Raw genomic sequence first — 19,145 nt, forward strand, 5'->3', positions numbered from 1 at the left:
ACCCCGACCGCAACCACCCAGGACCGCAACCCGTCAGACCGGCTCGGTGACGAAGTCGATCAGGCGCTCCATGGCGTTGATCAGCGGCGTCTCCACGTCGGCGAAGCTGTCCACCCGGGACAGGATGTGCCGCCACATGTCCGCCGGCTCGGCCACCCCGAGCGCCGCGCAGACGCCCTCCTTCCAGGGCTGCCCCGGAGGCACCACGGGCCATGCCGGGATGCCGAGCGCCGCCGGGCGCACCGCCTGCCACACGTCGACGTACGGGTGCCCGGTGACCAGCACGTACGGCGAGTTGACCCGGGCCACGATGCGGCTCTCCTTCGAGCCGGGCACGAGGTGGTCGACGAGCACGCCGAGGCGGCGGGACGGGCCGGGCGCGAACGCGCGCACCTCGTCGGCGAGCGCGTCGATGCCGTCGAGCGGTTCCACCACCACGCCCTCGATGCGCAGGTCGTCGCCCCAGATCCGCTCGACCAGCGCGGCGTCGTGCACCCCCTCGACCCAGATCCGGCTGGCCTTGGCGACCTGCGCCCGTACGCCGTCCACAGCGATCGAGCCGGACGCGGTACGCCGACGTGCGGCGGGCACCGGGGCGCGGGCGGGCCGCCGCAGCGTGACCGGCTTGCCGTCGAGCAGGAACGCGGCGGGCAGCAGCGGGAAGTTGCGCCGCCGCCCGTGCCGGTCCTCCAGCACCACAGCGCCGGAGTCGAAGCCGACCACGGCGCCGCAGAATCCGGAGTCGGCGTCCTCGACCACCAGGTCGGGTTCGGCGTCGACCTCGGGGGTCACCTTCCGTCGTCGCCAGTCGCCGGCCAGCACGTCCCCGTCGTATCGCCCCGCCATGCCGCAGACGCTAGCCAGCGTCCCGGCGTGTCGCTCGGCGACGCGCCGACCGGGCCACCATCCGTCGGCACGAAACGGTGCGAAGGGGGTAGTTGGGGCCAGGTCGCGCCGCCGGAGCGGCAGCCGAGACAGCAGCGGCGCGGAGCACGTACCCTTTCCGCATGTCCTCCCCCGCAACGGGCGCGGCCACACTGGCTCCGCGCCGGTCGAGCCGGTTCGTCGCCTGGGTGCGTGCCTGGCGAGCCGGCCTGGTGCCGTTCGACGAGGTGGCCGACGCCGTCGCCGGCGACGAGGAGCACCTCGTCGCCGACGCCCCCGGCACCTGGACCGACGTGTCGCTGCGGGAGGCGCTGCCCAGCCTCGCCAAGCACTCGCCCGACGACATCCGCCTGGTGCTGCCCGCGCCCGGCGACCCGCGGGGCCTGCCCGGTCCGGGCGCGTTCGCCGGGGCGGCGCTGGTGGCGGGCGAAGCGGTGGTGGCGAGCGGGATGGGGCTGGTGCCCGAGGTCCGTACGCACACCTCCGGCTCGGGGATGACCTGGGAGACGGTGCTCTGGCGGGTCCACCCGCTGCCGGCGGACGCGCCGAAGGCGTCGCTCGCCACGCCGGGTGCGGCGGAGGCGGAGGCCGAACTGGCCGCCGTGCTGGCCGAGACCACCGCGACGCTGACCCGGCTGGACGTGGCGCAGTGGCGGCCCGAACTCGCCGGGGCGCTCGCCGCGCTGCGCCGCCCGGACGGCGCGACCGACCTGCCGCCCGGCTTCGACCCGCGGGCCCGCCGCCTGTTCGCCCGCGCGGCGGTGCTGGACCGGGTGCTCGCGCTGGCCGGCGAGAGCGCGCCGGGTGGCGCGGTAAACACCTACGAGGCGCAGCAGCGGGACGCGGCGTTGCGGCCGCTGACCACCGCGTGCCGGCAGGCCCTGGTGGCCGCCTGCAACGCGCCGCTGCGGCTCTAGCGCCGCAGGCACCACCGACAGCGGCCGGGCGAGCAGCGGCCGGAGCGGCGGGAGAGCTCGCGCTCAGACCTCGTCGATCAGGTCGGCCACCGAGTCGACGATCCGCGACGGCCGGTACGGGTACCGCTCCGCCTCGGTCCGGCTGCTGATGCCGGTGAGCACCAGGATCGTCTCCAGCCCGGCCTCCAGGCCGCACAGGATGTCGGTGTCCATCCGATCGCCGATCATCGCGGTCGACTCGGAGTGCGCGTCGATGGTGTTCAGCGCCGAGCGCATCATCATCGGGTTGGGCTTGCCGACGAAGTACGGGTCGACGCCGGTCGCCTTCGAGATCATCGCCGCCACCGAGCCGGCCGCCGGCAGCGCGCCCTCCATCGACGGGCCGGTGGCGTCGGGGTTGGTGCAGATGAATCGCGCGCCGTCGTTGATCAGCCGGATCGCCTTGGTTATCGCCTCGAAGCTGTAGGTGCGCGTCTCCCCCAGCACCACGTAGTCCGGGGCGAAGTCGCTGAGCACGTACCCCACCGCGTGCAGCGCCGTGGTCAGGCCGGCCTCACCGATCACGTACGCGGTGCCGCCCGGCCGCTGGTCGGCCAGGAACTGGGCGGTGGCCAGCGCGGACGACCAGATCGCCTCCTCCGGCACGTCCAGCCCCATCCGGGCCAGCCGGGCCTGGAGGTCGCGCGGCGTGTAGATGGAGTTGTTCGTCAGCACCAGGAACGGCTTGCCGGAGGCACGCAGCTTCTTGACGAACTCCGGGGCGCCGGGCACCGGCTGCCCCTCGTGCACCAGCACGCCGTCCATGTCGGTGAGCCAGCTCTGCACCGGCTTGCGGTCAAGCATCGTGTCGTCCCCAGGGTGTCGTCGGGTCGGGCTCAGGGCCGGCGGGCCGGGGGCACGCAGCACAACGCCGGGCAGGTGTCCCAGGCGGGCAGCTCGCCGAGGCGGCGGCGCAGCCGCTCGCCGTCCGGGGCGGTGCGCTCCAGAACCAGCTCGCGGACCATCGCCACGAACCGCGGATCGGTGCCCGGCGTACCGGCGCGGACGAAGTCCAGGCCGAGCTGCTTGGCCGTCTCCAGCGCCTCGGTGTCCAGGTCCCACACCACCTCCAAGTGGTCGGAGACGAAGCCGATCGGGCTGACCACCACGCCCGTCACGCCCTGCTCGGGCAGCGTGGCCAGGTGGTCGTTGACGTCCGGCTCCAGCCACGGCACCTGCGGCGGCCCGGACCTGCTCTGCCAGACCAGGTCGTACGCCAGGTCGGGCGCGGCCGCGGCGTGCACCAGCCGGGCGGCCTCCTCGAGCTGGGCGGTGTAGCGGCCGCCGTGCGGGCCGGCGGTGGCCGCCGCGGACATCGGGACCGAGTGCGCGGTGAAGACCAGCCGGGTGCTGTCCCGCTTCGCCGGGTCGAGCTGGGCCAGCGCGGCCCGGACCGCGTCGACGTGCGGCTCGATGAAGCCGGGGTGGTCCCAGAACTGGCGGAGCTTCTCGATCAGCGGGGCGTCCGGGCCGACCGCGGCGCGGGCCGAGGCGATGTCCTCCTGGTACTGCCGGCAGGAGGAGTAGCCGCCGTACGCGCTGGTGACGAACGCCAGCGCCCGGGTGATCCCGTCGTCGCGCATCCGCGCGACGGTGTCGGCGAGCATCGGATCCCAGTTGCGGTTGCCCCAGTAGACCGGCAGGTCGACGCCGTTGGCGGCGAAGTCCTCGCGGATCGCCGCGAGCAGGTCACGGCACTGCTGGTTGATCGGCGACACCCCGCCGAAGTGCATGTAGTGCTCGGCGACCTCGGCCAGCCGGTCCGGCGGCACTCCCCGCCCCCGGGTCACGTTCTGCAGGAACGGGAGAACGTCCTCGGGCCGCTCCGGGCCGCCGAAGGAGACCAGCACCAACGCGTCGTACGCCATGGGGACCATTGTCCCTCGCGGCCCGGGGCGGCGCGGCGGCCACCCCGGGTCCGGGTGTCAGGCGCCGATGGCGTGGTAGCCGCCGTCGACGTGGACGATCTCGCCGGTGGTGGCCGGGAACCAGTCCGACAGCAGCGCCAGGCAGGCGCGGGCGGCCGGCTCCTGGTCGGTCAGGCTCCAGCCCAGCGGCGCCCGCTCGGTCCAGGCGTCCTCGAACTGGTCGAAGCCCGGGATGGACTTGGCGGCGATGGTGCGCAGCGGGCCGGCCGCGACCAGGTTGCTGCGGATGCCCTGCTTGCCCAGGTGCAGCGCCAGGTAGCGGGAGGCGGACTCCAGCCCGGCCTTGGCCACGCCCATCCAGTCGTAGACCGGCCACGCCTTGGTGGCGTCGAACGTGAGACCCACCACCGCGCCGCCGGCGGACATCAGCGGCAGCGCGGCCATGGCGAGGGACTTGTACGAGTAGGTGGAGACCTGGAGCGCGGTCGCCACGTCCGCCCAGGGGGCGTCGAGGAATCCGCCGCCGAGGCAGCTCTGCGGGGCGAAACCGATCGAGTGCACGACGCCGTCCAGGCCGTCGACGTGCTCGCGTACCTTGTCGGCCAGCCCGGCCAGGTGTTCCTCGTTGCTGACGTCCAGCTCGATCACGGGCGCCGGCTCGGGCAGGCGCTTGGCGATCCGCTCCACCAGGGAGAGCCGGCCGTAGCCGGTGAGCACGACCTGGGCGCCGTTCTCCTGGGCGAGCTTCGCCACCGAGAAGGCGATCGACGCGTCGGTGATGACGCCGGTGACCAGCAGCCGCTTACCGGCGAGAAGTCCGGACATTGCGTGTCTCCTCCGTGCTCTGCTCAGTGACCCATGCCGAGGCCGCCGTCGACCGGGATGACGGCGCCGGTGACGTATCCCGCCGCGTCCGAGGCGAGCCAGGTGACGACGCCCGCGACCTCGTCCGGGGTGGCCATCCGGCCGGCCGGGATCGACTTGCGGATCTCCGCCTTGCGCTCCTCGGGCAGGCCCGCGGTCATGTCGGTGTCGATGAAGCCGGGTGCCACCACGTTCGCGGTGATGTTGCGGGTGCCCAGTTCGCGGGTGATCGAGCGGGCCACGCCGACCAGGCCGGCCTTGCTGGCCGCGTAGTTGACCTGACCCGCGCCGCCGGAGAGACCGACCACTGAGGAAATGAAGATCATCCGTCCCCAGCGGCCGCGGAGCATCTTCGTCGAGGCCCGCTTGGCGACCCGGAACGAGCCGGTCAGGTTGGTGTCGAGGACGCGGGCGAACTGCTCCTCGGACATCCGCATGATCAGCGTGTCGTCGGTGATGCCGGCGTTGGCGACCAGCACCTCCACCGGGCCGAGTTCGGCCTCGATCGCGGTGAACGCGGCGTCGACCGACTCGGCGTCGGTCACGTCACACCGCACACCGAACAGGCCCTCGGGGGCTTCGCCGCTCCGGTACGTCACCGCCACCCGGTCGCCCTGCTTGGCGAACGCCTGCGCGATGGCCAGGCCGATCCCCCGGTTCCCGCCGGTCACCAGCACGGTTCGGGCCACGGATCCCCCTCTGCTCCAGTGATCTCTCGGTCGGTCGGAGCCTAGGGGTTACCGACAGGTAAGCGCTAACCCGCGCAGGTCACAGGGCCACTCCCGCCGGGGTCCGCGGGACCGGTCGGCCGCGTGCGCGACACCCGCACCCCCGGTGTACGATCACCGGGTCTGCGGGCCGCTCTGCGCCCGCGTTCCGGGCCCCGCCGACCGACAGGAGGTGATCGCTGTGCGAGATAGCGATCCTCCCAGTCGTGGCCGGGCCCACCGTCAGCCCCGCTGAGCCACGGCTCCGTCGACGCGGCTGACCCGCTTCCCGCCCTCCGCACCGCATCCGCTCTCCGGCCACACCTGCCGGGGGTGGCCCTGCCGCGCGGCGGAGCACCCGGTCACGACTTCGTGCGCGTACGCCCCGACCCCCATCGGCCCGCACCGGGCCGACCGTCGCCACGGAGCACACTCATGAGCCGTTACGTCGCCCCGCTGGGCTTCACCCTCGCCGCCGTCTGGGTGGCCGTCCTGTTCGTGCTGGCCGGCGGCGGTCACTGACCACCGCCGGCCGGTTCCGGCTCAGACCAGCCGGGACGTCCAGAGCAGACTCAGCCCGCCCGCGCACAGGGCCAGCAGCAGCGCGATCCCCGCGTACCACTGGGTGATCTCGCGCGGCTCGGTCCGGTAGCCGATCGAGCTGCCCATGTCCTGGTAGACCTGCTTCAGCTCGCTGGCCGACGCGGCCTCGTAGAAGAAGCCCTGCGTGGTCTCCGCGAGCTGGGACAGCGCGGTCCGGTCCACCGGCACCCGCTGGAGCTGTCCGCCGATGTCGACCTGACCGGAGTCGGTGCCGAACGCGATGGTGGACACCGGCACGTTCGCGGCCTGCGCCGCCGCGGCGGCCTCCTCGACCGAGCGGCCCGACGTGCGGTAGCCGTCGGACAGCAGCACGATCCGGGCCGGCGGGATGCCGGCGGCGCCGTCGGCCGGCACCGAGCGGATCGCCTCCAGGCAGGTGAACACCGCCTCGCCGGTGGCGGTCGCCTCGGCCAGCACCAGCCCGTCGATCGCGGTGGTGACGGCGGCCCGGTCCTTGGTCGGCGGCACCAGCACGTTCGCCGACTTGGCGAACGAGACGAGTCCCAGGTTGTAGCTCTCCGGCAGTTCGCCGACGAACTGCTTGGCCGCCTCCTGCGCCGCCTCCAGGCGGTTCGGCGACACGTCGTCGGCCTGCATGGACAGCGACACGTCGATGGCGAGCATCACGGTGGCCCGTTCCAGCGGCTCGCGGGTGTCGATCGCCGGGCGGGCCAGCCCGGTCGCCAGCACCAGCAGGCAGAGCAGGAACGCGGTCGCCGCGACGTGCCGCCGCCAGCCCAGTCCCTTGGGCGCGACGGTGCGCAGCAGGTCGACGTTGGTGAACCGCAGCGCGTACTGCCGGCGGTGCAGTTGCCGCCAGACGTACGCGGCGGCGAGGGCGAGCACCGGCAGCACGGCGAGCAGCCACCACGGTTGCAGAAAACGGATCATCGAGTCGTCCCTCGGGTGCGGGCGTGCCGCTGCGCGGCGACGAAACGCACCATGTCCAGCAGCCAGTCTCGGTCGGTACGCAGGCGCAGGTGGGCCGCGCCCGCGGCGCGCAGCTCGGCGGCGATCGCCAGGCGCTGGGCGGCCGCCGCCTCGGCGTACCGGCGGCGCAGGCCCGGGTCGGCGGTCTGCACCTCGTGCAGCTCTCCGCTCTCCGGGTCGACCACCGGCAGCACCCCCACGTCGGGCAGTTCCAGTTCCCGCGGATCGACCACCTCGACGGCCAGCACGTCGTGGCGGACCCGCAGCTTACGCAGCGGCCGGCCCCACTGCGGCGGCGACGCGAGGAAGTCGGAGATCACCACCGCCACGCCGCGCCGCCGGGGCGGCCGGTTGAGCATGTCGACGAGCGCGCCGAGGTCGCTGCGGCCGGGCCGGATCTCGGCGCCGGCGACCGCCCGCAGCAGCCCCTGCGCCTCCTTGCGGCCTCCGCGGGCGGGCAGCCGCAGCACCGTCCCGGGACCGCCGGTGCCGACCACCGCGCCGATCCGGTTGCCGCCCCGCACGGTGAGGTGGGCCAGCGCGGCGACTGCGGCCACCGCCACGTCCCGCTTGAGCCACCGTCCGGTGCCGAAGTCCAGGCTGGCCGACATGTCGACGGCCAGCCAGGTCTCCAGTTCGCGGTCGGCCACCGTACGCCGCACGTGCGGCATCGTGGTGCGGGCGGTGACCGGCCAGTCCATCCGGCGCACGTCGTCGCCGGGCCGGTACTCCCGGGACTCCCCCGCCTCACTGCCCGGACCGGGCAGCAGCCCGGCGTAGTCGCCCTGGAGCAGCCCGTCCAGCTTGCGGGTGACCATGAGCTGGAGCCGCGCCAGCGCGGCCCCCGAGCGGTCGCCGGTGGCGCTCAGCCGGGTGGGCGAGGTCACGGCCGCTGCCCGGGCCACCCGTTGTGCGGCACGGCCGGCGGCGGTGGTGCCGCCTGCTGGCGGGGCGCGACGGCGGGCAGCGGGATGGTCGACATCACCCGGTGCACGATGTGGTCGGCCGGTACGTCGTCGGCGAGCGCATCGTAGCTGAGCACCAGCCGGTGGCGCAGGATGTCCGGCGCGATGTCCTGCACGTCCTGCGGCAGCGCGTAGTCCCGGCCGCGCAGCAGCGCCAGCGCGCGGGTGGCCCGGACCAGGCCGAGCGAGGCGCGCGGGCTGGCGCCGTACTGGATGAGCTGGGCCACGTCGGGCATGCCGTGCTCGGCCGGCGCCCGCGTGGCGAGCACCAGCCGGACCGCGTAGTCGACGAGCGCGTTGTGCACGAACACCTGGTCGGCCTTGTGCTGGAGTGCGACCAGGTCCGGGGTGTCGAACACCCGGGCCGGCTCGGGCGGGGCCACGCCCATCCGGTAGACGATCTCGCGCTCCTCGGCGTCGGTCGGGTAGCCCACGACGATCTTCATGAGGAACCGGTCCCGCTGCGCCTCCGGCAGCGGGTAGACGCCCTCCTGCTCGATCGGGTTCTGGGTGGCCATGACCAGGAACGGGTCGGGCACCCGGTGGCTCTCGCCGCCGATGGACACCTGCCGCTCGCTCATCACCTCCAGCAGCGCCGACTGCACCTTGGCCGGCGCGCGGTTGATCTCGTCGGCGAGCAGGAAGTTGACGAAGACCGGGCCCAGCTCGACGTCGAACTTCTCGCTGGACTGCCGGTAGATCCGCGTGCCCATGATGTCGGCGGGCACCAGGTCGGGGGTGAACTGGACCCGGGCGAACGAACCGCCGACGACCCGGGCCAGGGTCTCCACGGCGAGCGTCTTGGCCACACCCGGGACGCCCTCCAGCAGGCAGTGGCCCCGGGCCAGCAGCGCGACGAACATCCGCTCGACCATCCGGTCCTGGCCGACGATCACCCGCTTGGTCTCGAACAGCGCCCGCTCCAGCAGCGTGGCGTCCTGTGCCGGGGTGGTGCCCGCCGGGGGCGGCGTGTCCGGCGCCACCTCGGTCGGGTTCGGCACGTCGGGTGTGGTCGGCTGGGCCACCGGTCCTCCACAGCAGGGTCGTCGTCGCGGCGTGGTGCGTATCAAGACTGTCATGCCTCGCTGAGAGCCGAGGGTGGGAGAGGCACGATTTTCGCCGCGCCGTCCGGCCACGCCGTCCCGCCGCGCGGGAAACGCTGAACACGGGTGGACAACAAGGGGTCCGCCGTGTGTACGATTCACCCCGTCGCCGGGCGGCTCCCCCCGTGGCCGCCCGGCGCTAAAACTCCCGGCGTGCGGCCTCTAGACTCGCCCCGGTGACGACTCCCACCACCCCGGACGAGACGCTGATCTGCTCGGCGCGGGGGTGTCGCGCACCCGCCGCCTTTCAGCTCCGCTGGCACAATCCCCGCCTGCACGCGCCGGACCGGCGCAAGACCTGGCTGGCCTGCCCGGAGCACCGGGGCTCCCTCGGTGACTTCCTCGAGGCACGCGGCTTCCTCCGCGAGGTGGTCCCGCTTCCCTGATCGCCTACGCTCGAAGCGTGAGCGAGCAGATGATCCGAGCCCGTACCGGCGGCGAGCACGGCAGGTCCTCCCGGTGAGCGGTGACGGCCCCGCCGGCGTTCCGCCCGCCTCGCGCAGCGCGTTGGAGCCCTGGCCGGACACGGTCCGCTGGCAGCCGATCTCGCGCGACCTGATCTGGGTGGAGCTGATCCGGCTCGGCATCGGGCTGGCCGTGGCGCTCGTGGTGCTCGGCGTGGCCTGGGCGCTGTCCGGGCACTGGCTGCTAGGTGCCGCCGTCGGCGTCGCGCTGCTCATCGGCGTCTGGCGGTCGGTCACCATCGTGCGCGCGGTCCGCGCCTGGGGGTACGCCGAGCGCGACGACGATCTGCTCGTGCGGCACGGCCTGCTGGTGCGGCGGCTGTCCATCGTCCCGTACTCGCGGATGCAGTTCGTCGATGTGAGCGCGGGTCCGCTGGAGCGCGCGTTCGACCTCGCCACAGTGCAATTGCATACGGCGGCCGCCGCGAGCGACGCCCGCGTGCCCGGGCTGCGTCCGGCCGAGGCGTCCCGGCTGCGCGACCGGCTCACCGCGCTGGGCGAGGACCGGGCGGAGGGCCTGTGAGCGAACGGAGCGACTCCGGCGCCCCGCCGCCCCACGACGACCGGCCCGATCCGACCCCCGGCCCGCCCGCGCCGGGTTACGGACCACCGCCCGTCCCCGGACCACCGCCCGGGTACGGACCGCCACCCGGACACGGACCACCGCCCGGACACGGACCACCGCCCGGGTACGGACCGCCACCCGGGTACGCACCGCCACCCGGCCATGGGCCGCCCGGCTCGGCCGCGCCCGGATACGGGCCACCGCCCGGTACCGACGCGGCGCCCGGGCCGTGGCCCGCGCCGCTGCCGCCGTACCCGGGACCGTGGGGTCCGGCCGCCGGGCCGCCCGCGGGCGGCGAGGAGCCACGGCAGCGGCTGCACCCGCTCAGCCCCGCGCTGCACGGCGCGAAGTCCCTGGTCGTGGTGATCGCCGGGCTCTCCTGGTCGACGCTGTCCCGCGTCGGGTTCGGCTGGTTCGCGGCGCTGGTCACCGTCTTCGTGCTCGGCGCCACGGTGCTGTCGGTGGTGAGCTGGTGGAACACCGGCTACCACCTGGTGGGCCGCGAGCTGCGGGTGTACGAGGGCCTGCTGTGGCGGCGCACCCGGGCCATCCCGCTGGAGCGGTTGCAGGCGGTGGAGGTGGTCCGACCCCTGCTGGCCCAGCTCACCGGCCTGGCCGAGCTGCGGCTGGAGGTGGTCGGCGGGGGCAAGACCGAGGCGCCGCTGGCGTACCTCAGCGTGGCCGAGGCCACCGCGTTGCGGCAGCGGCTGCTCGCGGTGGCCGGTCGATCCGCCCCGGCGCCGGCTCCGGTGGCCGAGCCCGGCGCGCCGGTCGCGCCGCCCGTGCCGGAAGGACGCCGGCTGCACGCCGTCCGCAACCAGGACCTGCTGATCAGCCAGTTGCTCACGCCGCAGGCGTTCCTGCTGCCGCTGGGCCTGGTGTTCGTCGGCGCCCAGTTCCTCTCCGAGGGCTCGTGGTCGTTCATCGCGGTGGCCAGCACGCTCACCGCGATGGCCGGCGTGGTGCTGCAACCGATCCGCCGGGTGCTCGACGACTGGAGCTTCCGGCTCGACCGGGACGACGGCACGCTGCGCGTGCACAACGGGCTGCTGGAGACGCGGGTGCAGACAGTGCCGCTGCACCGGGTGCAGACGGTACGGGCGACCTGGCCGCTGCTGTGGCGGATGAAGGGGTGGCTGCGGCTGCGGCTGGAGGTGGCCGGCTACTCGGCCGGTGAGCCGGACGACCGCAACCGCCCGGACCGGCTGCTGCCGGTCGGCGACGCGGGCACCGGCGCGATGGTCGTGGCGGAGGTGCTGCCCGGCGTGCGGCTGGACGCGCTGCCCGCCACGCCGCCCCCGTCGCGGGCCCGGTGGCTGCGCCCGCTGAGCCGCAAGGTGGTCGGCGCCGGTCTCGACGAGCAGGTCTTCGTGGCCCGCTCCGGGCTGCTGACCCGGCAGTTGACGCTGGTGCCGTACGCGCGGATCCAGAGCGTGCGCGTCACCCGCGGTCCGGTGCAGCGGCTGCTGCGGCTGGCCACCGTGCACGCGGACACCGCCGGTGGGGCCGGGGCGGCGGCCGTCGACCGGGATCTGGCCGACGCGTGGGAGCTGGCCGCGGAGCTGACCGAGCGGTCGCGGGCCGCCCGCCGTACCGACAGCGGGCGCTGACCGGCCCGCGGTGGCGGACCGGCCGGTGCGGGTCTACCGGCGCTCGGCGGGCACCGCGTCCCGGTCGCCGGCCACCCGGTCCGGGGTGTCGGCGGCGGTGTCGTCGTCGGCGGTCGGCGCCCCGGCCGCGACGGCGGGCTCGCCGGCCCGGCGGGCCCGCCGGGCCGCCCACCAGCGCTCGGCCAGGCCGACCACCAGGAACGTCATGCCCACGTACGCCCAGCCGACGAGCACGTCGATCAGGTAGTGCTCGCCGCTGTACATCAGCGTGAACGTCATCGCCAGCGGGTACGCGAGCATCAGCGGCCACCAGCGCTTGCGCACCGACCGCATGAAGAACAGCACCACGAACAGCGCGAACGCGGTGTGCAGCGACGGCATCGCGGCCACCGGGTTGGAGGCGATCTGCCCGGCGTTGAGCAGGTTGCCCGCGCCGTGCATGCCGATCTCCTTCCAGCCCCGGGTGGAGATCCGCGCGACCTCGGTCAGCAGGCCGTTCTGCGCCGCCCACCACGGCGGCGCGGCCGGGTAGGCGAAGTAGGTGACCAGGCCGGCCGCGCACAGGAAGCCCCAGCGGGACATGTACGCGATCCAGCGCTGCCGGTTCCGCATCCACAGCACTGCGGCGGCGGCGAACGTCGCCACGAAGTGCGAGAAGTAGATCCAGCTCACCAGCACGTCCCACCAGCGCACCTCGGACGCGTCGTACAGGCGCTCCTGGAGCCAGATCGTCGGCACCTCGCCGCCGGTGAGCCATCCGGTGAGGAAGCGGTCGGCGACGATCAGCTCCATCGCGTGCGGGGTGGCGCCGTTGTCGGCGAATCCCCGGGACAGGTTGTACGCCGCGAGCAGCAGCACCACCGGGATCCAGTCCCGGGCGAACCGCAGGTGGGTGCGCCACGGGCGGGCCGAGTTCCACGCGACCGTGCCGGCCCAGATCCACAGGAACGCGTACGCCGGGTCGGTGGGCAGGCCGATGGCGAGCCAGGCGACGACGAACGCGACGCCCCAGATGGTCATCGCGATCACACGGCGGCGCCCACCGTCGGGCGACTCGGTGGTCGCGTCGGGGGCGGGGGTCGGAGATTGTGTCAGCTCGGCCATCGCGGACAAGGTTAACGGCGGGCGGCCGGTGGGCCTGCGGGCGGGCGGCGACGACCGGACCGGCGGCGGCTCGGACGCCGGACGGCCACGGGTCGGCTGCACTAGGCTCGGCCGCATGCAGGAGCAGCCGGAGTCGCCCTTCTCGCCGGGCCTGACCGCCCGGGTCGAGCTGACAGTGACCGACGCCGACACCGCGCAGGCGGTCGGCTCGGGGGACGTGCCGGTGCTCGGCACACCCCGGGTGCTGGCGCTGGCCGAGGCGGCGACGGTGGCCGCCACCGCGACCCGGATGCCCTCCGGGTCGACCACGGTCGGCGTACGGGTGGAGCTGGAGCACCGCGCGGCCACCCCGGTGGGGCGTACCGTGGCGGCCCACGCCGAGCTGGTGAAGGTCGACGGCAAGCGGCTCGTCTTCGACGTGACGGTCACCGACGGGCCCACCGTGGCGGCGCAGGGGCGCGTCGAGCGGGTGCTCGTCGACCGGCAGCGTTTCGTCGAGCGGGCCCTCGGCCCGTCATGACCGCCGGGTTCTCCGAGGTCGCCGCCGGGGTGCACGTGCTGCGCGAGCCGACGCTCGCGGTGAACGTCGTGCTGGTGGTCGGTGACGGCGCGGCGCTGCTGGTGGACACGCTCTCCACCGCCGGGCAGGCCCGGGAGCTGGCGGAGGCGGCCCGGGCGGTGACGCCGTACCCGTGGACGATCGTGAACACGCACCACCACTTCGACCACTGCTTCGGCAACGCCACGCTGGCCGGGCCGGAGACCGCGATCTACGCGCAGGCCCAGGCCGCGGCGGCGCTGCGGGACCGGTCCGACGCGGTGCGCCGCGCCGCGTACGAGGAGATGCACGCCGGGCATCCGGCGCTGGCCGAGGAGCTGGCGCACACCGAGCTGCGGGCGCCGACGCACGAGGTGCACGAGGAGACGGTGCTCGACGTGGGCGGCCGGCGGGTGGTGCTGCGCCATCCCGGGCACGGGCACACCGACGCCGACCTGGTGGTGCACGTGCCGGACGCGGACGTGCTGGTCGCGGGCGACCTGGTGGAGCAGAGCGGGCCACCGGCGTTCGAGGAGTCGTACCCCCTGAAGTGGCCGGACGCGCTGGCCGACCTGCTGCGGATGACCACGCCCGCGACGGTGGTGGTGCCCGGTCACGGCGAGCCGGTCGGCGTGGACTTCGTCCGCGAGCAGCACGCGCAGCTCGCGCGGCAGGCGTGGCTGATCCGGGCCGGGCACACCGGCAGCGCCCCGCCGGAGCGGGTGGCGGCCGAGTCGCCGTTCGGCGCCCGGCCGGGTCTGATCGCTGCCCGCCGCGGCTACGCGGAGCTGGACGGCACGGCCTGACCGGCGGCCGGGCTCATCCGGCGTCGGCCAGGATCTCGCGGAGGCGGTTGCGGCACTCGGCGACGAACGCCGGGAACGTGTCCCAGTAGTAGGAGACGCCGCTGGCCGCCACCCCGAGCGCCCAGGCGCGGGCCCGCGCCCAGGTCACGTCGTCCACGCCGAGCGCCTCGCGGTAGGCCTGCCGGGCCGGCGGCGGGAGGTCCCAGATCGGCGCGTGCTCGGCGTCGGGGTGCCCGACGGTCAGGCCGCCGAAGTCGATGACCGCCCGCAACCGGCCGTCGTGCACGAGCAGGTTGGTGGGCTTGAGGTCACCGTGCAGCCAGACGTGCGGGCCGGCCGGTTCGGGCAGGTCGAGGGCGTCGCGCCAGAGCCGGACCAGGGTGTCGACGTCCGTCTCGTCGCCGATGCGGCTGCGGCAGTCGTCGAGCGCCGCCGAGATCCAGGTGTCGCAGGGACGCAGCGCGCCGCCGCGGTATCCGCTCAGGTCGCCCGCGCGGGTCGCGCCGAGCAGGTCGGCCGCGTGCAGGTGCCGGACGAACACGGCCAGGTCGGCGCCGAGCGCGGCCCAGTCGCCGACGGTGCCGGGCCGGACCTCGTCGCCCGGTATCCACCGTTGCACCGACCAGGGCAGCGGGAAGGCGTCGGCCGGGACGCCGGCGTACACCGGTTCCGGCACCCGGTACGGCAGCAGCGGCGCGAGCCGGGGCAGCCACCGCTGTTCCTTGCGCAGGGCACCGGCCTTCTCCGCGGTCCGGGGCAGCCGGACGAGCAGGTCGGCGCCGAGCCGGTACATCGTGTTGTCGGTCCCGGCGCCGGCCGGTGTCAGCGGCAGCGCGGCCCACTCGGGGCGCTGGTCGGCCAGCAGTGCCCGGACGACCTGTTCGTCCACGGGTATCTCGTCCTGGTGCAGCGCCATCCGGTGATCATGCGGGGCGGGCCGGTGCGACGGCCACCGGGTTTCCGGAGGCCCGCCCGGGCGGTTCCGGCCGGGCATGTCCCCGCAGGGCGCCGAGCAGCGCGTCGAGGTGCGGGGCGGCGGCCAGGATCGCCGCCCGCGCCGCCGGATCCAGCTCGGCCAGGGCCTCGTCGAGCAGCGCGGCCCGGTTGGTCTCGTAGTCGGCCATCCGCGCCCGGGCGGCCTCGGTCACGTGCAGCCGCAGCACGCGGCGGTCGACGGGGTCGCGGTCACGGGCCAGCAGCCCGGCGTCGGTGAGGTCGCGGACCAGTGTGCTCACCGTGTTGGGCGCGGTGCAGAGGCGACGGGCCACCTCCTTGCCGCTGATCCCCGGCGTCTCCCGGACCAGCAGCAGCAGCTCCACCTGCGCCTCGGGCAGCGGGTCTCGTCGGACGCGCGCCCCGGTCCGCCGGCGCAGGAGCCGGTGCAGCTCCCCCACGACCGCGCCGACGCGCGCGACCTGCTCGTTCGTCGCCACGGGGTCACCCGCCTCACATCGCAATAGTTCTGACTACAGATGTAAGGTACCCCGGACGCACCGATCCAGGGGGTACCCACTCGTGAGCAACGCCGCGCCGGCCGCCGCGCGCCCGACCGCCGACCGCACCACGGCCACCACCGGCGGCGTGACGCTGCTGGTGCTGCTCGGCACGCTCACCGCGATCGGCCCGCTGTCGCTGGACATGTACCTGCCGGCGTTCCCGGCCATGACCCGCGACCTCGGCGCCGACCAGGCCGGCATCCAGCTCTCGCTGACCACCTGCCTGATCGGTCTCGCCCTGGGCCAGCTCGTCACCGGTCCGCTCAGCGACCGCTGGGGGCGCCGCCGTCCGGTGCTGGTCGGCGTGGTCGCGTACACGGTGCTGGCGCTGGCCTGCGCCGCGGCGCCGAACGCCCCGCTGCTGGCCGCCGCGCGGTTCGCCCAGGGCGTCGCCGGTGGCATGGGCGTGGTGGTCGCCCGCGCGGTGGTCCGCGACCTCTACTCCGGCCGGGACGCCGCGAAGTACTTCTCCCGGCTCACCCTGGTCTTCGGCGTGGCGCCGGTGGCGGCGCCCGGCGTGGGCAGCCTGGTGCTGCGGTTCGGCTCGTGGCGGGCCGTCTTCGTGACGCTCGCCGTCATCGGGGCGGTGCTCGCCGTCGCGGTCGCGCTGCGCCTGCCGGAGACGCTGCCGGCCGAGCGCCGCAGCACCGGCGGCCTGGGAGGCACCGTCCGGACCATGCGGTCGCTGCTCGCCGACCGGGTCTACCTCGGGTACGCGCTGACGCAGGGCTTCGCGTTCGCCGGGCTGTTCGCGTACATCTCCGGGTCGTCGTTCGTGTTCCAGGACGTCTTCGGCGTCTCCGCCGCGGTGTTCAGCGTCATCTTCGGCGTCAACGCGCTCGCCCTGGTGGCGGTCGGGCAGGCCAACGCCCGGCTGCTCGACCGGTTCACGCCGCGCCGGCTGCTGGTCACCACGCTCGTGGTCGGCGTGGTCACGGCGGTCGGCGTGCTGACCGGCGCGCTGGCCGGCAGCCTGGCCGTGACGGCGGTGGCGCTGTTCGCCTTCGTCGGCTCGCTCGGCATGGTGATGCCGAACAGCACCGCGCTGGCGCTGGACGCGCACGCCCGGCACGCGGGCACCGCCGCCGCGCTGATGGGCGGCATCCAGTCGGTGGTGGGCGCGCTGGCCGCGCCGCTGGTCGGGCTCGGCGGCGAGGGCAGCGCGCTGCCGATGGCGGTGGTCCTGGCCGGCGCCGCGTTCCTGTCCCTGACCGCCGTCCTGACGATGGCCCGCCCCCGCCCCTGAGCGCGGGCCGGGCGGATCACGGGAAGCGGGCGGCCACCCGGGCGCGGGTGGGCATGGCGGTGGCGCCGCCCGGGGACTCGCACACCACCGCCGCCACCCGCAGCGCGAACGCGACCCGCTCCCGCCAGCCGGTCGGCTCGACCGGCTCACCGGCGGCCAGCAGGTCCGCCACCAGCGCGCCCATCACCGAGTCGCCCGCGCCTGTCGCGTCCACCGCGTCCACCTTCGGCGCGGGTACGCGTACCACGTCGTCGGCGGCGGCGACCAGGGCGCCGTCCGCGCCGAGCGTGACCACGACGGTGCTCGCGCCCAGTTCCCGCAGGTACGCGGCGACGCCCTCGACCGGCTCGTCCGGGTAGAGCAGCCGCGCGTCGGCGGCGCTGAGCTTGACCAGGTGCGCCCCGGCGGCGAACTCGGCGACCACCGTCCGCAGCCCGTCCAGCGCGCCCGGCGCGGTGAGCAGGCGGGGCCGCACGTTCGGGTCGAACACCCGCAGCGCGCCCGCGATCGACCAGGCGCGCCGGGCGGCGGCCAGCACCGGCGGGTCGAGCAGCACGATCGAGCCGCAGTAGAGCACGTCCGCGCCCTCGACCAGCGCCACGTCCAGGTCGTCCGGGCCGAGCAGCGCGTACGAGCGGGGCTCGCCGTAGAAGCGGAAGTCCGGCTCCGCGCCGGCGAACGTGGCCACCGCGAGCGCGGTCGGCGCCGGGACCGTCACCGTCCCGCTCACGTCCACGCCGGCGTCGGTGAGGAAGGCGCGGATCCGCCCGGCCAGCGCGTCGTCGCCGAGCGACCCGACGAACCGCGCGTCCCCGCCGAGCCGGGCGATCGCCACCGCCACGTTGAGCGGGCCGCCGCCGATCGCCTGCCGGTAGACGGGTTCCCCGTCGTGCTCGGCGTCGAGCAGGTCCACCAGCGCCTCGCCGAGCACCACCGCGTAACCCATCCTGGCTCCCCTCGTCGTCCTCCCTCCGATCCTGGCGCATGCCGGGGTCGCGGCGCGTCCGGACCCGGGCATCGAGCGGCACCTATTGCGAGCCGCGTCCCGACGTGGTGGGATGGCGATGCCGGGTGACGACGCGGGGGGCTGCCGCGTCGCCGGCTGCCGGGTCGAGCCGACGCGAGGGCATCCACGGTCCGTGGCAACGGACCGCAGGCGGTGCGCGCCCGCCGACGGCCCCGGCCGCACACCGACCGGGCGCGGGCACCGCGATCGTCGCATCCGCTCGTCCCAGCGGAGCGGGCCGAACCGGGCCTCGCTCCGCGAGTCAGGAGATCCCCGTGCACCGAACCCGATCCCGTACGGCCGCGTTGCTCACCGCGGCCGCCACCCTGGCCCTGGGCGCGTTCGCCCTGGCCACCAACTCCGGACCGGCGGCCGCGCACGGCGCGGCCATGACGCCGGGCGCCCGCACCTACCTGTGCTGGAAGGACGGCCTCACCGGAACCGGTGAGATCCGGCCGAACAACCCCGCCTGCTCGTCGGCGGTGGCCACGAGCGGGGCGAACTCGCTGTACAACTGGTTCAGCGTGCTGCGCTCCGACGCCGGCGGGCGGACCGTCGGGTTCATCCCCGACGGCAAGCTGTGCAGCGGCGGCAACCCCGGCTTCAGCGGGTACGACGCGGCGCGCACCGACTGGCCGGTCACCCACCTGACGGCGGGCCGGTCGATCGAGTTCCGGTACAGCAACTGGGCCCACCACCCGGGCACGTTCTACTTCTACGTGACCAAGGACAGCTGGAGCCCGAACCGGCCGCTGGCCTGGAGCGACCTGGAGGAGCAGCCGTTCCTCCAGGTGACCAACCCGCCGCAGCGCGGCGCTGTGGGCACCAACGACGGCCACTACTACTTCAGCGGCAACCTGCCGTCGAACAAGAGCGGCCGGCACATCATCTACTCGCGCTGGGTGCGCTCGGACAGCCAGGAGAACTTCTTCGGCTGCTCGGACGTGACGTTCGACGGCGGCAACGGCGAGGTGACCGGGATCGGCTCGGGCGGCAGCAACCCCCCGACGACCGCGCCGCCGACCACCGCGCCCCCGACGACCGCGCCGCCGACCTCACCTCCGCCGGTGACGAGCAGCCCGACCATGCCGTCCGGCTCCTGCATGGCGGTGTACAAGGTGGTCACCGCCTGGGGCGGCGGCTTCCAGGGCGAAGTGACGATCATGAACCACAGCACCCGGACGTACTCCGGGTGGACCGCGAACTGGACCTGGCCCAGCGGCCAGACCATCAACCAGGTGTGGAACGGCACGTTGAGCGGCAGCGGGGCGTCGGTGAGCGTCTCCAACGCCGCCTACAACGGCAGCGTCCCGCCGGAGGGCACCACCACGTTCGGCTTCACCGCGAACTTCTCCGGCACCAACACCCTTCCGACAGTCACCTGCACCGGTCGGTGACCAGGCACTGAGAAGGGCCCCCGGGATTTCCC

21 protein-coding genes are annotated in these 19,145 nt (G+C 74.6%); 9 read left to right on the forward strand and 12 right to left on the reverse strand.

Annotated features, from left to right (window positions below):
* Positions 1 to 33 precede the first annotated feature (33 nt).
* Positions 34 to 846, reverse strand: coding sequence for a DUF3097 domain-containing protein (locus ACN27D_RS02815; RefSeq protein WP_421498472.1), 813 nt, complete (start codon positions 844 to 846; stop codon positions 34 to 36).
* Between the two features lie 161 nt (positions 847 to 1,007).
* On the opposite strand from ACN27D_RS02815, the gene ACN27D_RS02820 reads away from it, so the two are divergent.
* A complete protein-coding gene (locus ACN27D_RS02820) occupies positions 1,008 to 1,802 on the forward strand; it encodes a hypothetical protein (RefSeq protein ID WP_121685435.1) in 795 nt (264 codons plus the stop codon).
* Positions 1,803 to 1,865: 63 nt separating this feature from the next.
* On the opposite strand, the gene ACN27D_RS02825 is transcribed toward ACN27D_RS02820, so the two are convergent.
* Genes ACN27D_RS02825 through fabG form a run of 4 tightly spaced genes read right to left on the reverse strand, consistent with a single transcriptional unit; the run spans position 1,866 to position 5,262 of the window.
* Positions 1,866 to 2,729 carry an HAD-IIA family hydrolase gene (locus tag ACN27D_RS02825; protein ID WP_192580785.1) on the reverse strand — a complete coding sequence of 288 codons (864 nt, stop codon included), beginning with the start codon at positions 2,727 to 2,729 and terminating at the stop codon, positions 1,866 to 1,868.
* Positions 2,678 to 3,709, reverse strand: a complete 1,032-nt coding sequence (locus ACN27D_RS02830; RefSeq protein WP_393377240.1) for a ferrochelatase — start codon at positions 3,707 to 3,709, stop codon at positions 2,678 to 2,680. The genes ACN27D_RS02825 and ACN27D_RS02830 overlap by 52 nt, the downstream gene beginning before the upstream one ends.
* 57 nt (positions 3,710 to 3,766) lie before the next feature.
* Positions 3,767 to 4,534, reverse strand: a complete 768-nt coding sequence (fabI, locus tag ACN27D_RS02835) for an enoyl-ACP reductase FabI (protein WP_120568990.1) — start codon at positions 4,532 to 4,534, stop codon at positions 3,767 to 3,769.
* A gap of 23 nt (positions 4,535 to 4,557) precedes the next feature.
* Positions 4,558 to 5,262 carry a beta-ketoacyl-ACP reductase gene (gene fabG / locus ACN27D_RS02840; RefSeq protein WP_120568989.1) on the reverse strand — a complete coding sequence of 235 codons (705 nt, stop codon included), beginning with the start codon at positions 5,260 to 5,262 and terminating at the stop codon, positions 4,558 to 4,560.
* Between the two features lie 351 nt (positions 5,263 to 5,613).
* Here fabG and ACN27D_RS02845 point away from each other — a divergent pair, with 351 nt between their 5' ends.
* Entirely contained in the window at positions 5,614 to 5,802 is a 189-nt protein-coding gene (locus ACN27D_RS02845) for a hypothetical protein (RefSeq protein ID WP_120568988.1), read from the forward strand.
* 21 nt (positions 5,803 to 5,823) lie between these two features.
* On the opposite strand, the gene ACN27D_RS02850 is transcribed toward ACN27D_RS02845, so the two are convergent.
* Genes ACN27D_RS02850 through ACN27D_RS02860 form a run of 3 tightly spaced genes read right to left on the reverse strand, consistent with a single transcriptional unit; the run spans position 5,824 to position 8,803 of the window.
* On the reverse strand, positions 5,824 to 6,774 hold the full coding sequence (locus tag ACN27D_RS02850; RefSeq protein WP_013287373.1) for a VWA domain-containing protein: 951 nt from the start codon (positions 6,772 to 6,774) through the stop codon (positions 5,824 to 5,826).
* On the reverse strand, positions 6,771 to 7,718 hold the full coding sequence (locus ACN27D_RS02855) for a DUF58 domain-containing protein (RefSeq protein WP_421498473.1): 948 nt from the start codon (positions 7,716 to 7,718) through the stop codon (positions 6,771 to 6,773). The genes ACN27D_RS02850 and ACN27D_RS02855 overlap by 4 nt, the downstream gene beginning before the upstream one ends.
* Positions 7,697 to 8,803 (reverse strand): AAA family ATPase, encoded by a 1,107-nt coding sequence (locus ACN27D_RS02860; protein ID WP_421498474.1) that lies wholly within the window; start codon positions 8,801 to 8,803, stop codon positions 7,697 to 7,699. The genes ACN27D_RS02855 and ACN27D_RS02860 overlap by 22 nt, the downstream gene beginning before the upstream one ends.
* 254 nt (positions 8,804 to 9,057) lie before the next feature.
* Between ACN27D_RS02860 and ACN27D_RS02865 the strand changes: the two genes are divergently transcribed.
* The 3 genes from ACN27D_RS02865 to ACN27D_RS02875 all read left to right on the forward strand — a co-directional run bounded on the left by ACN27D_RS02865 (position 9,058) and on the right by ACN27D_RS02875 (position 11,520).
* Positions 9,058 to 9,267, forward strand: coding sequence for a hypothetical protein (locus ACN27D_RS02865; RefSeq protein WP_120568985.1), 210 nt, complete (start codon positions 9,058 to 9,060; stop codon positions 9,265 to 9,267).
* A 73-nt stretch (positions 9,268 to 9,340) separates the two neighbouring features.
* Positions 9,341 to 9,868 (forward strand): PH domain-containing protein, encoded by a 528-nt coding sequence (locus ACN27D_RS02870; RefSeq protein ID WP_120568984.1) that lies wholly within the window; start codon positions 9,341 to 9,343, stop codon positions 9,866 to 9,868.
* Between the two features lie 284 nt (positions 9,869 to 10,152).
* Positions 10,153 to 11,520: a PH domain-containing protein gene (locus ACN27D_RS02875; protein WP_421501101.1), complete on the forward strand. Its 1,368-nt coding sequence runs from the start codon at positions 10,153 to 10,155 to the stop codon at positions 11,518 to 11,520.
* Between the two features lie 33 nt (positions 11,521 to 11,553).
* On the opposite strand, the gene ACN27D_RS02880 is transcribed toward ACN27D_RS02875, so the two are convergent.
* Positions 11,554 to 12,624, reverse strand: coding sequence for a phosphatase PAP2 family protein (locus ACN27D_RS02880; protein WP_120568983.1), 1,071 nt, complete (start codon positions 12,622 to 12,624; stop codon positions 11,554 to 11,556).
* 115 nt (positions 12,625 to 12,739) lie between these two features.
* Between ACN27D_RS02880 and ACN27D_RS02885 the strand changes: the two genes are divergently transcribed.
* Both ACN27D_RS02885 and ACN27D_RS02890 read left to right on the forward strand, forming a co-directional pair.
* Positions 12,740 to 13,144 (forward strand): thioesterase family protein, encoded by a 405-nt coding sequence (locus ACN27D_RS02885; protein WP_121686027.1) that lies wholly within the window; start codon positions 12,740 to 12,742, stop codon positions 13,142 to 13,144.
* A complete protein-coding gene (locus tag ACN27D_RS02890) occupies positions 13,141 to 13,968 on the forward strand; it encodes an MBL fold metallo-hydrolase (protein WP_121686023.1) in 828 nt (275 codons plus the stop codon). The genes ACN27D_RS02885 and ACN27D_RS02890 overlap by 4 nt, the downstream gene beginning before the upstream one ends.
* A 13-nt stretch (positions 13,969 to 13,981) precedes the next feature.
* On the opposite strand, the gene ACN27D_RS02895 is transcribed toward ACN27D_RS02890, so the two are convergent.
* A complete protein-coding gene (locus ACN27D_RS02895; protein ID WP_421498475.1) occupies positions 13,982 to 14,884 on the reverse strand; it encodes an aminoglycoside phosphotransferase family protein in 903 nt (300 codons plus the stop codon).
* A 7-nt stretch (positions 14,885 to 14,891) separates the two neighbouring features.
* Positions 14,892 to 15,401, reverse strand: a complete 510-nt coding sequence (locus ACN27D_RS02900; protein ID WP_421498476.1) for a MarR family winged helix-turn-helix transcriptional regulator — start codon at positions 15,399 to 15,401, stop codon at positions 14,892 to 14,894.
* Positions 15,402 to 15,483: 82 nt separating this feature from the next.
* Here ACN27D_RS02900 and ACN27D_RS02905 point away from each other — a divergent pair, with 82 nt between their 5' ends.
* A complete protein-coding gene (locus tag ACN27D_RS02905; protein ID WP_252454381.1) occupies positions 15,484 to 16,710 on the forward strand; it encodes a multidrug effflux MFS transporter in 1,227 nt (408 codons plus the stop codon).
* A 16-nt stretch (positions 16,711 to 16,726) separates the two neighbouring features.
* Here ACN27D_RS02905 and ACN27D_RS02910 read toward each other — a convergent pair whose 3' ends face one another.
* On the reverse strand, positions 16,727 to 17,656 hold the full coding sequence (locus tag ACN27D_RS02910; protein WP_421498477.1) for a carbohydrate kinase family protein: 930 nt from the start codon (positions 17,654 to 17,656) through the stop codon (positions 16,727 to 16,729).
* A 335-nt stretch (positions 17,657 to 17,991) separates the two neighbouring features.
* Between ACN27D_RS02910 and ACN27D_RS02915 the strand changes: the two genes are divergently transcribed.
* A complete protein-coding gene (locus ACN27D_RS02915) occupies positions 17,992 to 19,113 on the forward strand; it encodes a lytic polysaccharide monooxygenase auxiliary activity family 9 protein (RefSeq protein WP_421498478.1) in 1,122 nt (373 codons plus the stop codon).
* Positions 19,114 to 19,145 lie beyond the last annotated feature (32 nt).

The sequence above is a fragment of the Micromonospora sp. WMMD1274 genome (assembly GCF_049179035.1).
Classification (GTDB): domain Bacteria; phylum Actinomycetota; class Actinomycetes; order Mycobacteriales; family Micromonosporaceae; genus Micromonospora; species Micromonospora tulbaghiae.

What these genes read in the sequence shown, in the direction of transcription:
- ACN27D_RS02815 (WP_421498472.1), bottom strand. Translation starts at nt 846, where the DNA reads ATGGCGGGGCGATACGACGGGGACGTGCTGGCCGGCGACTGGCGACGA.
- ACN27D_RS02820 (WP_121685435.1), top strand. Translation starts at nt 1,008, where the DNA reads ATGTCCTCCCCCGCAACGGGCGCGGCCACACTGGCTCCGCGCCGGTCG.
- ACN27D_RS02830 (WP_393377240.1), bottom strand. Translation starts at nt 3,709, where the DNA reads ATGGCGTACGACGCGTTGGTGCTGGTCTCCTTCGGCGGCCCGGAGCGG.
- fabI (WP_120568990.1), bottom strand. Translation starts at nt 4,534, where the DNA reads ATGTCCGGACTTCTCGCCGGTAAGCGGCTGCTGGTCACCGGCGTCATC.
- ACN27D_RS02850 (WP_013287373.1), bottom strand. Translation starts at nt 6,774, where the DNA reads ATGATCCGTTTTCTGCAACCGTGGTGGCTGCTCGCCGTGCTGCCGGTG.
- ACN27D_RS02880 (WP_120568983.1), bottom strand. Translation starts at nt 12,624, where the DNA reads ATGGCCGAGCTGACACAATCTCCGACCCCCGCCCCCGACGCGACCACC.
- ACN27D_RS02885 (WP_121686027.1), top strand. Translation starts at nt 12,740, where the DNA reads ATGCAGGAGCAGCCGGAGTCGCCCTTCTCGCCGGGCCTGACCGCCCGG.
- ACN27D_RS02890 (WP_121686023.1), top strand. Translation starts at nt 13,141, where the DNA reads ATGACCGCCGGGTTCTCCGAGGTCGCCGCCGGGGTGCACGTGCTGCGC.
- ACN27D_RS02895 (WP_421498475.1), bottom strand. Translation starts at nt 14,884, where the DNA reads ATGGCGCTGCACCAGGACGAGATACCCGTGGACGAACAGGTCGTCCGG.
- ACN27D_RS02910 (WP_421498477.1), bottom strand. Translation starts at nt 17,656, where the DNA reads ATGGGTTACGCGGTGGTGCTCGGCGAGGCGCTGGTGGACCTGCTCGAC.